10 protein-coding genes are annotated in these 15,060 nt (G+C 62.9%); 8 read left to right on the forward strand and 2 right to left on the reverse strand.

From position 1 onward, the window contains the following. Position 1: 1 nt before the first annotated feature. Complete coding sequence (locus tag JM946_RS25440) at positions 2 to 385, reverse strand: VOC family protein (protein ID WP_203170191.1); 384 nt, start codon at positions 383 to 385, stop codon at positions 2 to 4. A gap of 35 nt (positions 386 to 420) precedes the next feature. Beyond that, positions 421 to 1,341 carry an alpha/beta hydrolase gene (locus JM946_RS25445; protein ID WP_203170192.1) on the reverse strand — a complete coding sequence of 307 codons (921 nt, stop codon included), beginning with the start codon at positions 1,339 to 1,341 and terminating at the stop codon, positions 421 to 423. A 134-nt stretch (positions 1,342 to 1,475) separates the two neighbouring features. On the opposite strand from JM946_RS25445, the gene JM946_RS25450 reads away from it, so the two are divergent. From JM946_RS25450 to JM946_RS25485, 8 genes are all read left to right on the forward strand, one after another. After that, entirely contained in the window at positions 1,476 to 3,716 is a 2,241-nt protein-coding gene (locus JM946_RS25450; protein WP_203170193.1) for a chondroitinase-B domain-containing protein, read from the forward strand. Beyond that, the gene (locus JM946_RS25455; protein WP_203170194.1) at positions 3,713 to 5,887 is read left to right on the forward strand and encodes an alginate lyase family protein; all 2,175 of its coding nucleotides are present in this window, start codon (positions 3,713 to 3,715) and stop codon (positions 5,885 to 5,887) included. The genes JM946_RS25450 and JM946_RS25455 overlap by 4 nt, the downstream gene beginning before the upstream one ends. 11 nt (positions 5,888 to 5,898) lie before the next feature. Further along, positions 5,899 to 7,197 carry an MFS transporter gene (locus JM946_RS25460; RefSeq protein ID WP_203170195.1) on the forward strand — a complete coding sequence of 433 codons (1,299 nt, stop codon included), beginning with the start codon at positions 5,899 to 5,901 and terminating at the stop codon, positions 7,195 to 7,197. After that, complete coding sequence (locus JM946_RS25465; protein ID WP_203170196.1) at positions 7,194 to 7,952, forward strand: SDR family NAD(P)-dependent oxidoreductase; 759 nt, start codon at positions 7,194 to 7,196, stop codon at positions 7,950 to 7,952. Before JM946_RS25460 ends, JM946_RS25465 begins: the two co-directional genes overlap by 4 nt. A gap of 131 nt (positions 7,953 to 8,083) precedes the next feature. Then, entirely contained in the window at positions 8,084 to 10,960 is a 2,877-nt protein-coding gene (locus tag JM946_RS25470; protein WP_203170197.1) for a TonB-dependent receptor, read from the forward strand. Positions 10,961 to 11,029: 69 nt separating this feature from the next. Further along, positions 11,030 to 11,779: a FadR/GntR family transcriptional regulator gene (locus JM946_RS25475; protein WP_203170198.1), complete on the forward strand. Its 750-nt coding sequence runs from the start codon at positions 11,030 to 11,032 to the stop codon at positions 11,777 to 11,779. Positions 11,780 to 11,900: 121 nt separating this feature from the next. Next, positions 11,901 to 12,173, forward strand: a complete 273-nt coding sequence (locus JM946_RS25480; protein WP_203170199.1) for a DUF4242 domain-containing protein — start codon at positions 11,901 to 11,903, stop codon at positions 12,171 to 12,173. 120 nt (positions 12,174 to 12,293) lie between these two features. Continuing rightward, positions 12,294 to 14,897 carry an ATP-binding protein gene (locus JM946_RS25485; protein WP_203170200.1) on the forward strand — a complete coding sequence of 868 codons (2,604 nt, stop codon included), beginning with the start codon at positions 12,294 to 12,296 and terminating at the stop codon, positions 14,895 to 14,897. The last annotated feature ends 163 nt before the right edge of the window (positions 14,898 to 15,060 follow it).

Below are 15,060 nucleotides of genomic sequence, written 5' to 3' on the forward strand. Positions count from 1 at the left end.
TTCAAGCACCGCTGCCGTACGGGCGTGTGATGATTTCCAGGTAGTGCCCGTTCGGGTCGTTCCAATACAGGCCGCGACCGCCGTCGTTGCGATTGATTTCGAATGGCCGCGAGTGCATGGGGTCGGCCCAATATTCCAGCGCGCGCTGCTTGATGCGCGTGAAGATGCTGTCGAACTCGGCTTCGCTCACCAGGAAGGCGTAGTGCTCGATGGGCATGGCCTCATCCGAGTCCTGGTAGTCCAGCGTCACGCCGTTGTCGAGCGTGACCGTCCAGAACGGCCCGAAGCGCACCGGCTCGCTCAGCCCCAGAATCTCGCTAAGGAAAATCGCCGACGCCCGCGCGTCACGAGCTGGCACGATGGTGTGGTTGAGCTGAATGGCCATGAACTGCTCCGTCCCTGCGGTGCGATGATTCTATGTCACTCTTCGATCACGCCGTGCTGTCGCAGGAAACTCAGCACGTCTTGCTCAATGGCGCGTCGGCGCTCGGCGTCAAACTTGCCGTGTACTCCGCCGGGCACCACGTGCAAAGCACTGCGAGCGCCGGCCGCGTCCAGCTTTTGTTTCAAGCTGAGCGACTCCTGCAGCGGCACGACCGGATCGGCGTCGCCGTGCACGATGAAAATCGGCGGCAAGTCGGCACGCACATGAGAAACAGGTGACATTCTCTTGCGCATGGCCGAGTCGCCCGCGTTTGCGCCAAGCCACCGGGCGATCGAACCGTGCGGCGCTTGTTTGAATCCGCCGTCCGGGTCCGGCGCCGGCCAGGTGTCCAGATCGGTGGGGCCGTAGAAATCCACGATGGCCGCGGCCAGCGGCGATTCCCGGCACTCGGGCAGGTCCACGTCGTTGCCATTCGTGAGCATGCCGCCCATCAACGCCAGATGTCCGCCGGCCGACGTGCCGGTGACGACGATGCGCTGGGTATCGAAGCCGTAGCGCTCCGCGTTCTTGCCGACCCACGACATCGCACAGCGTACATCCTGCACTGCTGCCGGAGCGCTCGCGACCCCGGCCAATCGATATTGCACGGTCACGACGGAAAAGCCGGCTTCAAGATAGGCCGAAAAACCTGTCCAGCTGTGGGGGCGCGCGCCTTTCCACCAAGCCCCGCCGTGAATATGAATCCAGACGGGTGTTGGTCTCCGGCCTGACTCAACGCTGTAGACGTCGAGCTGCAGGTCATGACCGCCGGGCGACAGATAGATGATGTCGCGATGTTCGACGATGGTGGGCTGGGCTTCGCTAGCCAGGACGGACGCGCTGGTGAGGACTGCGCCAACCCCTAAGACCACCACAGCGGCCCAGGTCCCAGCCCTCCGGTTGAATTCATCGGCCATCACTGCTCTCCGTAGGTTCCCAGGCTAGTACATACCAGAGGCCGGATAACAGGTATAGTTGTTTTATCGTGAGAGGACTACTACAGTGTCAGTCCAGCGCCGCTGACGGCCGCTAACGACGTTCGGGGGGATGAGTGACAGGCATTCGTGAATGCAGGCTAGCGCTGCTGGTCGTCGCCGCGGTCATCGGCTGCACCTCGGCGGCTGCGAAGGAAATTCGGGTCAGCGACCAGGCGGCTTACGCGCGAGCGGTGAAGCAGGTGAAGCCCGGTGACGTCATCGAACTCGCCGACGGCGAATGGCGCGATTTCAAGATCCTGTTCGAAGGGCAGGGCACGGCCGCACAACCCATCACGCTCACCGCGCAGACCAAGGGCAAGGTGTTCGTCACCGGCCAGTCGAATCTGCGGCTCGCAGGTGAGTATCTCGTGGTCTCGGGGCTGGTGTTCCGGGATGGGCACACGCCAACTGACGAGGTGATTTCTTTTCGGCGCGATTCGAAGCGAGTCGCCCGTCATTCGCGCGTCACTGAAGTCGTGATCGATGCGTTCAATCCGTCGGACCGGCGGCGGCAGGACCATTGGGTTTCCCTGTATGGCCAGGCCAACCGCGTCGATCATTCGCAGTTCGTCGGCAAGACCAACGCGGGCGTGACGTTGGCGGTGATCCGCGATGCGCCGGTCGAAGATCGGCATCGCATCGATCATAACTACTTCGGCTTTCGGCCGCCGCTCGGTTCCAACGGCGGCGAAACGCTTCGGATTGGCACCAGCGAGCAGTCGCTGAGCGCTTCCCGCAGTGTGGTCGAGCGCAACTATTTCGAGCATTGCGACGGCGAGGTGGAAATCGTTTCCAACAAGTCCGGCGGCAATTCCTTCCTCGGCAATACGTTTTTCGAGTCGCAGGGCTCGCTGGTGCTTCGGCACGGCAACGACAACCTGGTCGAAGGCAATGTTTTCTTTGGCAATGGCCGGCCCCATACCGGCGGTATTCGTGTGATCAATGCCCGGCAGACGATTCGCGGCAACTACATGGAAGGTGTGGCGGGGACGGGGTTCGCCAGCGCATTTGCCGTGATGAATGGCGTGCCGAACTCCGTGATCAATCGTTATCACCAGGTGGCCGGTGCACGGATCGAGAACAATACGATTGTCGACGCGGCGCGCATCACGCTGGGCGCTGGCGCAGATGCCGAGCGGTCGGCGCCGCCAGTCGATAGCAAGTTCGAACGCAATCTGATCGTGGGACGGACGGAGCAGGACCCGTTTCTGGTCGAGACGGAGCTGAGCGGCGTTTCATTTGCTGGCAATGTTCAGAGTGAAGTCGCCAAACCCGCATTGTCTGCCGGTTTCACTCGGCGCGCGATTGAATTGGCACGCGGCGAGAATGGGCTACTGTATCCAAAGGATCCTGCATTGGCGCAGGTCGGCGCGCCGCGCTCGCTCGTCCCGGTTCGGAAAGAAGAGACTGGTGTTGCGTGGTATTCGAAGCCGTCGAAGGGCGGGGTTGATTTCAGCGTTGAGGAAACGCATCGCGTGACCTCCAGCGCCGAGCTTACCGGCGCGCTTGCCGCCGCCATGAATGGCGACACGATTCAACTCGCTGCCGGCGAGTACGTCGTCGACGCGCCGCTGATGGTGGACCGCGCGCTGACCATCGCCGGCTCACAGCGAGCGACGACCATCCGTTTCAAGCAAGCATCTTTGTTTGTTCTGAGGCGGGGTGGGGCGCTGCGGTTGCAGGGGCTGAGGATATCGGGGGCGGCGGCGCCTGCGCAGCCCGGTAACGTCGTCATCAAACTCGACGAGAAGAACGCACCGGCGCACTACGCGGTCGAGATCCTCGACAGCGAGTTCGTCGATCTGAATCGAGCGGCGGGTTTCGATGTGATCGCCGTCAGCCCACGGTTTTTCGGGCAACGTCTGGCAATCCGCGACAGTGCATTTACCGATGTTTCGGGCGCTGTGCTCGCCGTGACGGTGCGAGAGGGAGGCGACCCTCTCTACGCCCTGGAAACCATCGAGATCTCCAACACCAGCTTCAATCGCGTAGGCCGCGTCGCTGATGTATTCCGCGGCGGGCGAGATGAAAGCACATTCGGTCCTCGCTTTACGCTAACGAACTCGACCATCGCCGACAGCGGCAAGGATGAAGGCAACTCGCTCCGCCTGTCAGGCGTGTTATTCACACACATCGCCGGTAACCGATTCAGCGACAGTGGCCGCATCGAAATCACGCACGGTGTCGGCGCGCCGCAAACCGCAATCGTCGACAACAGATTTGCCGACACGCCCGCTCCAGTGATACGTGAGCTATACGCGAAAGGCCCACCACGGGTCGCGTTAGAGCGCAACGTAACGGGAGGCGCGAAGTGAGCGTGCGAGCCCGAATCATTCTCGGCGCGGTAATCTCGCTGGCTCTGGCGAATGCGCACGGCGCCGAAAGCACCTCCGGTCCAGTTCTGATCTCGGCCCGGGACGCAACACAGAGCGGCGCTCAAGCCCAGCAATACCTGCTGTTTCAACAGGAACTGGATCGGGCGCGTAAAGAAGTCGAGGCCGCCATCCAAGCCGGCATCCAGGTGCCGACGCCGAAAGATCCCGGCGGCGGCGACACGCACGAGCAACACAAGCGCAATTACAAATCGATTTACCAGGCCGGCTTGCTGTACCGAATCACCGGCGAACAGCAATACTCTGACTGGGTACGAAGCCTGTTGCTCGCGTATGCGGACCTGTGTCCGAAGCTCGGCCCACATCCGGCCGCCGCAAATCAAACAGCCGGCCGACTGTTCTGGCAGAGCCTCAACGACAGCGTATGGCTCGTACACGCCGCCCAAGGTTACGACGCCGTTCGAGATGCGCTTTCCGCGCAGGACAGGGGCCGTATCGATCGCCAGGTCTTCCGAGTCATGGCGAAGTTCCTGTCCGACGACTCGCCGCAGGTATTCAACCGCATTCACAACCATGCCACCTGGGCGAACGCCGCGGTTGGCATGACGGGCTATGTGCTGCGAGACACCGAGCTGGTCGACAAAGCGCTGCTCGGCCTGGACAAAACCGGCAAGGCTGGCTTCCTGAAACAGCTGGACGTGCTGTTCTCGCCCGACGGCTATTACGCGGAAGGACCGTACTACCAGCGCTATGCCTTGCTGCCGTTCGTGATCTTCGCGCAGGCCATTCAGAACAATCAGCCCGAGCGCAAGATCTTCGAGTACCGCGACGGCATCGTGCTCGAGGCCATCCGCACCACCATCCAGCTCACCTACGACGGATATTTCTTCCCCATCAACGACGCGATGCCGGACAAGAGCTTGCGGACCGACGAGCTCTATCAGGCGGTCGCGACGGCGTATCAGGTGACGGGCGACACAGCTCTGTTATCGATCGCGCAGTGGCAGGGCCGTGTGGTACTTGCGCCCGAAGGCTTCGCGGTCGCGCGAGACATCGCGGCAGGCAAGGCGCAGCCGTTCCCGTTCGCGTCACGGCTGTTGCGCGACGGGCCGCGAGGTGACCAGGGGGCGCTCGCCATCCTGCGCACGCCCTCGCAGACGCTGGTGATGAAAAACACGGCGCAAGGCATGGGCCATGGCCATTTCGACAAGCTCAACTGGCTGCTGTACGACAACGGCAACTCCATCGTAACCGACTACGGCTCGGCGCGATTCCTGAACATCCAGGCCAAGCAGGGCGGTCGCTACCTGCGTGAAAACGACAGCTGGGCCAAGCAGACCATCGCCCACAACACGCTGGTGGTGAACGAGCGGAGCCATTTCAATGGCGATCTGAAAACGGCGGAAAAGAACGCGCCCGAACAATTGTTCTTCGCCGGCGGGGGTGCGACTCAGCTGAGCACGGCGGAAATATCGAGCGCGTATCCCGGTGTCACGTTCCGCCGCACGATCGCGCAACTCACAATCTCCGGCTACGAATCTCCGCTCGTCGTCGACGTGTTGCGAGCCACCAGCGCAACGCCTGCGCAGTTCGATCTGCCGCTTCATTATAGCGGCCATCTGATCAACCTGGCCGTTCCTCACAAATCGAACGTCGCGGCGCGACCGGTGCTCGGGCGCGCGAATGGCTACCAGCACCTGTGGGTCGATGCTGTCGGCGCGCCCAGCAGTGACAAGAACTTCGTCACCTGGTTGAACGACGGCCGCTTCTATACATACCGCGTCGTGCCGCCATCGGGTGCACAGATGATCTTCGCCGAAAGCGGCGCGAACGATCCGAATTTCAACCTGCGACGCGAGCCGGTGCTGATTCAGCGCGTGACCAACGCGGCGAACGTCACATTCGTCAGCCTGCTCGAGCCGCACGGGCGACACGATGGCGCGAATGAAACAACAGTAGGTAGTCAGAGCGGCGTGCGAGCGTTGCGTTACACGCGCACGGCGGATGCTGATGTCGTGCAGATCGAGCTGGCGGACGGCAGGAACACCATTCTTACCATCGCCGATGCGGTCGATGGCGACGCCACTCACAGCGTGAACATCGCAGGCCGGCCCCGATCCTGGCAGGGTCATTTCGGCCGCTTCGATCAGTGACGAGGACGAGCATGAAAATCTCCGGCATGCGCTGGCTGGTCATCGGACTCATCGCACTCGCGACGGTCATCAACTACATCGACCGCAATGCGCTGGCAGTGATGTGGCCCGCCGTCTCCGAAGACATCGGCGCCGACAAGACCGACTACGCGCTGTTCGTCACCGTGTTCATGATCGCGTACGCCATCGGACAGTCCTTGTTCGGGCGAGTCTTCGACGTGATCGGCACGCGCCTGGGCTTCGCGGTGTCGATCGTCGTGTGGTCGGCATCGATCGCCTTGCACATGCTGGTTCGTTCCAGCGGTCTGCTGACGGTGCTGAGGTTCACGCTCGGCATCAGCGAAGCGGGCAACTGGCCGGGCGCGACCAAAGCGAGCGCGACCTGGTTTCCGGCGCGTGAACGAGCGCTGGCGCAAGGCATCTTCAATTCAGGCGCAGCGCTCGGAGCGATCGTTTCGGCGCCTCTGGTCGCCGGTTTGTATGCTCAGTTTGGCTGGCGCACCACGTTCCTGTTGATCGGCCTGCTAGGCATTCTCTGGTTGTTGCCGTGGATGTGGTTCTATCGCGCCGATCCGAAAGAACATCCCTGGCTGTCCGAAGCGGAACGTCGCCACATTCTCGGTGACGAGCATGCGCGCGGCGGCGTGCCGACGCCGAGCCCGAGTTGGGGTGAGCTGCTAAAACATCGGCAGAGCTGGGCGGTCATTCTGAGCCGCTTCTTTCTGGATCCGATCTGGTGGTTGTTCGTTTCCTGGCTGCCCATCTATCTGGCCGAAACATTCGGCTTCGACGTCAAACAGATCGGCGCGTTCGCCTGGGTGCCGTTCGTCGGCGCGATGCTCGGCAGCTTGAGCGGCGGTTGGCTCGCAGGCGTGCTGATCCGTCGCGGCTGGTCCATCAACGCGACACGTAAGACCGTGATCTCGGCGGGGGGCATCATCATGATGCCGCCGCTGTTGCTGACCATGAGCGCCGCCGATCCCATGAATGCGGTGCTGCTCATCGCCGTGATCCTGTTCGGCTTCCAGGTCGCGATCAACAACATTCAAACATTGCCCAGTGATTTCTTCGGCGGTGGCGCCGTCGGCTCGCTGGCGGGAATCAGCGGCACGGCCGCGGTCGCCGGCACGCTCATCACGACGTGGCTGGTGCCCGCGATGACCGCGGAATCCTATGCACCGATCTTTGCGTTGGCAGCGGCGCTGGTGCCGATGTCACTGGTTTGTCTCTGGCTGTGCGGCGGCGTGATCGGGCCGGTGGACGCCAGACGTTCTGTTTCAAGCACCGTGGTGCAAGAGGATAAGGCATGACTACGAGGTTGAAGGACAAGGTGGCCATCGTGACGGGTGGTGGTCGCGACATTGGCCGGTCCGTATCGCTGCGACTGGCCAGTGAAGGCGCCAAGGTCGTGGTGAACTACTGCAATGACGAGGCGAACGCGCGCCGCACGGTGGACGACATCCTGGCTCGAGGCGGGACCGCGATCCTGCATCGAGCCGATGTGAGTCGCTCGGCCGACGTCGCCGGCTTGATTGCGGCCAGCCGTCAGGCGTTCGGCGATCGCATCGACATCCTGGTGAACCTGGCCGGCGGCATGGTCGCCCGCAAGTCGCTCGACGACATGGACGAGGCCTTTCTGGACCAGGTCATGAACCTGAATTTCAAATCGGCCTTTCTGGTCACCAAGGCGGCTCGGCCGTGGCTCGGCAGCGGCGCGTCGATCATCAACTTTTCCTCACAAGCGGGCCGCGATGGCGGCGGGCCTGGCGCCAGCGCCTATGCATCTTCTAAAGGCGCATTGATGACCTTCACGCGCGCTCTGGCGAAGGAGCTCGGTCCGCAGGGCATTCGCGTGAATGCGCTTTGCCCGGGCCTGATCGGCACCACCTTCCACGACATTTTCTCCAAGCCCGAAGGTCGCAAGGCCACGGCCGGCAACACGCCGCTGCGGCGCGAAGGCAATGCCGATGAAGTGGCGGCGGCGGTCGCCTTTCTGGCGTCCAACGACGCCTCGTTCCTGACGGGCGTGAACCTGGATGTGAACGGCGGCCTGTATTTCTCTTGATGTGCATACCAGTTTGATGCCGATAACCAGACCAGTTTGGTATTAACAAATGGTCTGAACGCTGGTATATATAGCGACAAGCCGGCGTCGCGGCCGACGCCGGCAACACTCAACAAGATTCGGGGGATGCTATGTACAAGCGTCAGCGCACTGTGCGCGTCGGGGGCTGCAAAGTTCGTTATCTGCTGCTGATGGCCGCCGCGCCTTGCGTCGTGCAGGCTCAGAGCACGACCCCCGATTCCGCAGTCGAAGAAGTGGTGGTCACCGGCATCCGCGCTTCGATTCAGTCTTCCATCGAAGCAAAGCGTGAAGCGAGCGTCGTCTCCGACGTGCTTTCCGCCGAGGACATCGGCGATCTGCCGGCGCTGTCCATCGGCGAAGCCATCGAGACCATCACGGGCGCCGCGACTCATCGCGAGAAGGGCGGCGCTTCGGAAATCGCCGTGCGCGGTCTCGGCCCGTTCCTGGGCGCGACAACGTTCAATGGCCGTGAAGCCACCAACGGCAGCGGCGATCGCTCGGTGAACTTCAGCATGTTTCCTTCCGAGCTGATCAACGGCGTGGCGATTTACAAATCGCAGCAGGCCGACTTCGTCGAAGGCGGCGTGGCGGGCATCATCGACATGCAGACGGTGCGGCCGCTCTCCTTCGGCCGTCAGCGCTTGCAGGGCGAAGTGCGCGGCATCTACCAGGGCTATGACGATCGCCTGGTGGACGACAACGGTCTCGGCTGGCGCGGCACGCTCAATTACATCGATCAGTTCGAACTCGGCTCACTGGGCGAGATCGGTGTTTCCGTCGGCGTGCAGCGCGGCCAGAGCAGCAATCCGGAAGAGATGTACTCGACGAGCTCCACCTGGGTGGCGTGTCGCGGCGATACGCCGGCGCCGCTGAATGGTAATTGCGCCCAGGTCACACCGGATGACTACGCGAGCGGGGCAGTCCCTGCCGGCACACCGTATTACCTCACGACGGGTAGCCGTGCGTTCACGCAATTCAACGAGACCGACGATCGTGAAGCGGCGTTCGTCGCTGTCGAATGGCAGCCCCTGGATAACGTCGTGGTGAATCTCGACTATCAGAACTCCACGAATGAATTCACCGAGCGCCGGAACACGCTGAACCTTTCCGAGACCATGCGCGGCTACGGCGACTCGGCCGTGTTCGACGAGCGCGGCGTGCTGCTCTCGTACAGCGGCGAAAGCCCACTGGAGAGCACACCGCTGTATCGCAATCAGATCGAGGAATACGAAGGCGGCGGCTTGAATGTCGCATGGGATGTGACCGATCGCATCAGCGTCGCACTCGACTACGGCGTCTCCGATACTTACCGCTCGCGCATGGATCGTGAGGTTCGCCTGCGCACCAGCAATCGCGACATCTATGGCCAGCCCGTCGCTGGCATCAGGGGGCAACGTTGGGTTGGCTATACCTACGATGCCACCTCCGGATATTTCCCGAGCATCACGCTCGATCCGGACTTCGACGTGAACGACGCCGATAACTTCAGCGCCGACGCGCGGCTGCGCCGCACGGAACAAGTGCGCAACGACGAGATCGAAGCCGGCCGACTGGATTTCACGTTCCAGGTCGCGGATAGCGGCATCACCCAGCTGCAAGTCGGCGCGCGACTTGCCGAGCACAAGTTCTGGGACATCAATCAGGATCGTCGCGAGATCAGCATCAGCGACCGCGCGGAGATCGCGGCGGCGAACCTCGCATGCCGCAACTCGCGCTTCCCGCAGGATGATTTCCTGTCGGACACCGATGGCGGTCAGCCGATCTCCTCGTGGGCCACGTTCGACGCGCTGTGCCTGTTCAACAATTTCCTCGGCACGCAGGACCCGGGCCGCACCGACGATACTCGTGATATCGCCAACCGGGATGTCACCGAAGACAGCAAGGCCGCGTATGTGATGGCGACCTTCGCGACCGACTTCGGCTCGATTCCGTTGAGCGGCAACTTCGGCGTGCGCTATGTCGACACCGATGTGACGTCGCTCGGCCTGCGCAGCGCGCTCAACGTCATCAACAATCCGGATGGCACGATTCGTCTGGAGGAAACCGGCGACTTCCTGACCCTGCGTCAGAAGGGCGGCTCGGAGAAATGGCTGCCCAGCTTCAACCTGGCGGCGGACATGTCGGATCGCATGAGGCTGCGCCTGGGTCTGTTCCGCGCCATGTCACGGCCCGATCCGGAAGATCTCGGCGCCGGCCGCATTTTCACTTTCGACGACAGCGTTTCGTATGGCTCGGTGGCCGAAGCCGTCCGGGAAATCCGTTCGACCGGCAACCCGGCGCTGCAGCCGCTGATGTCCTGGAACGTGGATCTGTCGGCCGAGTACTATCTGAATCGCGACTCGCTGTTCAGCGCCGGTCTGTTCTACAAGCAATTCCAGGGCGGGTTCGAAAACATCGTCGTCAACGAGACCTATGACATCGGCGGCGAGAGCATCACCGTGCCGGTGACGTTGACGCGCACCTCCGACGACGAGAGCGAGATCTACGGCATCGAGCTGACCGGCTCGTATCGCTTCTCGATGCTGCCGGCGCCGTTCGACGGGTTCGGTGTGAAGGCGAGCTACAGCTACGCCGAGTCGACCTTCGAAACCGAGGACCTGCGCCTCGGCGATCAGCAGGACGCGGCCACCGGCGCGATCGCTCCGGGCCTGATCGATCCGGTCGACATCTTCGGCCTGTCCAAGCACGTCGCGTCGGGCTCGCTGTACTACGAGATCGGCCCGGTGGAGCTGCAGCTGATCGGCAAGTACCGCTCCAGCTACTACCAGCAGTTCGTCGGCGCGGCCTCGCAGAATCGCGTGGTCCGGGATGCGACCGTCATCGATTTCCGCGCCAGCTATCGCCTGACCGACGGCCTCAGCCTGTCGTTCCAGGGCTCGAACTTGAACAACGAGGAGCGCGTCGAGGACATGCCGATCCCGGGCAGCGTGCGCGAGGTGCACGTTTATGGTCCGCGTTACTACCTGGGAGCTCGCTATCGCTTCTAATGCGACGCCGGTCGTGGGTTTTGCTAAAGTTGGTATACATAGAGGTATAGACCACCGGACAAGGTGCCCATGGCTGACCACCGTCTGTTCCAGGACATTGCTGACCAGATCACCGCGCTGATTCGCGAGGGGGTGTTTCCGCCCGGCTCGCGTCTGCCCGGCGAGCGTGAGCTGGGCGAGCGCTTCGGTGTCAGCCGCGTCACCATCCGGGAGGCGGAGATTGCCCTGCAGGCGCAGGGCAAGGTGAAGATTCGCGCCGGCGCCGGTGTGTATGTCACGGACGACGCCGCCAATCAGGGTCAGAAATTGCCCGAGGTCAGCGCCTTCGAGCTGACCGAGGCGCGCTCGCTGTTCGAGCCCGAGGCGGCCGCGCTGGCCGCTTCGATCATCACCGAGCCCACCCTGACCAAGCTCGACGAGCTGTTGCAGGCCATGGCCAAGGACGGGCCGGGCGACGACGAAAAATCCACCGAGGCCGATCGCGAATTTCATATGACGATCGCGGCGGCTTCGGGCAATCGCGCCATCATCCACGTCATCGAGACGCTGTGGCGCCTGCGGCTGGAGCTGCCCGAAGTGCGCAAAGTGCACGAATCGGTTTGCAAACACGACGGCAAGTCGCGGCACGGCGAGCACGCTCGCATCGTCGAAGCGCTGCGCAAGCGCGATCCTCAGGCGGCTCGCAAGTCCATGCGCGAGCATTTCCATCGCCTGCTCGAAGAGATGCTGGACGCGAACGAGAAGCGCGAAATCATGGAGCTGCGGCAAAAGTCCGCCGCCAGCCGGGCGCGTTTCCTGGTGAGCGCGCGCATCGGCTGACCGATCTGGCGGCCCGAAGCTGACGGGAGTCAGGCTCGATATAGGTAGAACAGCCGTAGTTTCCGTGAGGCTGGATTCTTATCGTGACCATCGATCCTTCGAACAATCCGAGGAGATGGCCATGCCCCGATATCTGGTTGAACGTACCTTTCCCGACGGCTTGGGTCTGCCCACCAATGCGGAGGGCGCCAAGGGAGCCGCGGGCATCGTGTCCAACAATGCGCAGGAAGGCGTGACCTGGATCCATTCCTACGTCACCCCGGATCGCAAAAAAACTTACTGTATCTACGACGGGCCTACGCCGGAGGCGATCCGCAGCGTGGCGGCTCGCAACGGCGTGCCTGTCGATCGAATCACCGAAGTGCGGGTGCTCGATCCATATTTCCTGTACTGACAAGACATCCGTGGCGATCCATGGGGGCGTGCGGCGGCCCCCCGATGATCGCACCAGCCCGCCGGCGCGCTATGATCCTCGAGCTCGAGTGGGGACGGCGTCGGCGTGGCGGGACCTGGCATGAAGCTGTTGGAGCGGGAAGAGCTGCTGACCTCGCTACAGGTGCTGCTGCGCAATGCCGCCGCGGGCCAGGGCGCCTTGTTGTTTCTGGAGGGCGAGGCGGGCATCGGCAAGACCTCGCTGTTGCAAACATTCGCCGAAGCTCAACGCGCACACCATCCTGTTTACTGGGGCGCCTGCGATGCATTGCAGACGCCGCGCCCGCTCGGCCCGTTGTTCGATATCGCCGCGCAGATCCAAGGCGAGTTGCAAGCTGCGCTCGCCAACAGTCGCGAGCGATTGCATATCTTCAGCACCTTCCTCCACGAGCTGGCGCGGCCGCCGACGCTGATCGTGCTCGAAGATCTGCATTGGGCGGACGAGGCGACTCTCGATTTCCTGCGTTACGTGGGTCGGCGCATCGGGCGCACGCATTCGTTGTTGATTGTGAGTTTTCGTAGCGACGAGGTCGGCCCTGCGCATCCGCTGCGCCTGGTCTTGGGCGATCTTGCCACCAGTGGCGCGAAGCGAGCTTCGCTTGCCCCGCTGTCGCTCACTGCGGTCCGTGAGCTCATCGGCGCTGGTGACATCGATCCAGAAGAGCTGCTGCGCAGGTCGGGTGGCAATCCCTTTTTTGTGACCGAAGTGATCGCGACGGGCGGAGCTCGCATGCCTGCGACCGTGCGGGATGCAGTGCTTGCGCGTGCGGCTCGCTTGCGGCCCTCGGCCCGGGCCGTGCTGGATGCCGCGGCCGTCGCAGGGCCTCGGATCGAGCCGTGGTTGTTGGAAGAAATGACTGCGGCCGAGAGTGGCTGGATCGATGAATGTCTCGCCACCGGAGTGCTGTGTGCGCAGAACGGCGTATTCACGTTTCGGCACGAGCTGGCGCGCGAGGCGGTGCTTGAAGCTCTGACGCCGACGCAGGCGATGAGCCTGCATCGAATGGCGTTACAGGCGCTTCAATCGCATTCGGCGACTGCTCACGATCTCGCGCGTCTTGCGCATCATGCTGAAGGCGCCGCTTCAGACGATGATGTGCTGAAGCTCGCGCCGGCCGCCGCTCGCGAGGCGGCAGCCAAGGGCGCCCATCGACAGGCCGCTCAGCAGTTCGCACGAGCGTTGCGCTTCGCCCCGTCGTCGAGCGCGTTGCGGGCGATGTTGCTGGATGACTACGCTTCCGAATGTCAGCTCAGCGGCATGGTCAGCGAAGCGATTCAGGCGCGGCAGAATGCGGCGAAGCTGTGGCACGAGCTCGGCGATAGAGACAAACAAGCGATGTCGCTGGCCAGGTTGGCGCATGCACTGGTCGTCTCCGGGAAGAATGCAGAAGGCGAGGCGACGATGCGTGAAGCCGTCGCGCTGGTGCCCAACGATACGGCCGCGGCTGCCGCGGTGGTGAGGCGCTGGGCCGCACACTTGCGAATGTTGGACCGTGACGTCGACCAGGCCATCCAGGAAGGCGAGTTGGCGATGGCGGCGGCTGAGCGTCGTGGCGATCAGGAGTCCCTCGTGCATTGTCTCAACACCATCGGCTCGTCGCTGATCGTGTCGGGGCGGGTCGAAGAGGGCTGCGAGCGATTGGAGCGCAGCCGCGAGGTGGCCGAGCAGATGCGCTCGGATTCCTGGATTGCCAATGCTTATGTGAATCTCGGTTCTGCGTGCGGTGAGGTTTATCGTTTCGATCTGGCCGACAACTATCTGCGCCGGGGCATCGAGTTCTGCAACGAGCGCGACATCGATTTTTCACGGTTGTATCAGTTGTCCTGGCAGGCGTTGGTGTGGATGTATCGGGGGCGTTGGACCGAAGCGTCGGGCGTCGCGCATGTCGTACTTGCAGATAGCCGGTCGCCTGTCATTGCTCGCATCACTGCCTTGGTTGCGCTGGGTCGCGTGCGTGCGCGCCGGGGAGATCCTGCGGTGTGGGAGGCGCTGCATGAGGCACAAGGGTTGGCGGGGAATACAGGCACCTTGCAACGAGTCGCGCTGATGCAGGCTGCTCGAGCCGAGGCTGCGTGGTTCGAGGGGCGGCCCGCGGAGGCGGCAAGTGAGGCGGCGGCGGGACTCGAGCTTGCGCTTCGCAAGCGGCATCGGTGGTTTGCGTCGGAGCTGTTGTTCTGGTGTTGGCAGGGCGACGGTTCTCTTCCCGGCGGCATTCCGGAGTTTTGTGCGAATCAGCCGTTCGCGATGGAGATTTCCGGTCGTTGGCAGGAGGCTGCGGCGGCCTGGCGCGAGTTGCGATGTCCCTTCGAGGCGGCCCGCGCCATGACGGAAGGCGATGAATGTTCCCAACGCGAGGCCCTTGCGGTTTTCGAGTCATTCAGCGCACGGCCCATGATCGAGCGCGTGCGTTACAAGTTGCGCTCCTCGGGCGTGCGAGGATTACAGCGCGGACCGCGGGAGAGCACGCAGAACAATCTGGCTGGGTTGACTACGAGGGAGGTAGAAGTGCTCGGCTTGCTCGCCCAAGGCCTGCGCAATAAGGAAATCGGCCAGCGCTTGCATCGCTCATCCCGGACGGTCGACCACCACCTGGCGGCGATTTTTACCAAGCTCGATGTGTCGACTCGCGCCGAAGCCGTGAGTGCGGCATACCGCCTCGGCATCATCTCGGCGAAAACGCCGTAGCTCGGCGGCACTGCTTCGGCACATCGCAGCGGAGGTGTCCACTGCGCGGCGCAGCCGCAGCTCGCGATCTTCTACTCTTGCGGGCGCTCCGGCTGCGTTGTGGTCACGCCGGCGGGGAGGTCGTCTCGTGACGTGTCGCGGCGTTCGCATTCCGCTTTCTCAA

This window comes from Steroidobacter gossypii, from assembly GCF_016801985.1.
Classification (GTDB): Bacteria; Pseudomonadota; Gammaproteobacteria; order Steroidobacterales; family Steroidobacteraceae; genus Steroidobacter; species Steroidobacter gossypii.

Coding starts and splice junctions, on each gene's coding strand:
- JM946_RS25440 (WP_203170191.1), bottom strand. CDS start 385: ATGGCCATTCAGCTCAACCACACCATCGTGCCAGCTCGTGACGCGCGG.
- JM946_RS25445 (WP_203170192.1), bottom strand. CDS start 1,341: ATGGCCGATGAATTCAACCGGAGGGCTGGGACCTGGGCCGCTGTGGTG.
- JM946_RS25460 (WP_203170195.1), top strand. CDS start 5,899: ATGAAAATCTCCGGCATGCGCTGGCTGGTCATCGGACTCATCGCACTC.
- JM946_RS25465 (WP_203170196.1), top strand. CDS start 7,194: ATGACTACGAGGTTGAAGGACAAGGTGGCCATCGTGACGGGTGGTGGT.
- JM946_RS25470 (WP_203170197.1), top strand. CDS start 8,084: ATGTACAAGCGTCAGCGCACTGTGCGCGTCGGGGGCTGCAAAGTTCGT.
- JM946_RS25475 (WP_203170198.1), top strand. CDS start 11,030: ATGGCTGACCACCGTCTGTTCCAGGACATTGCTGACCAGATCACCGCG.
- JM946_RS25480 (WP_203170199.1), top strand. CDS start 11,901: ATGCCCCGATATCTGGTTGAACGTACCTTTCCCGACGGCTTGGGTCTG.
- JM946_RS25485 (WP_203170200.1), top strand. CDS start 12,294: ATGAAGCTGTTGGAGCGGGAAGAGCTGCTGACCTCGCTACAGGTGCTG.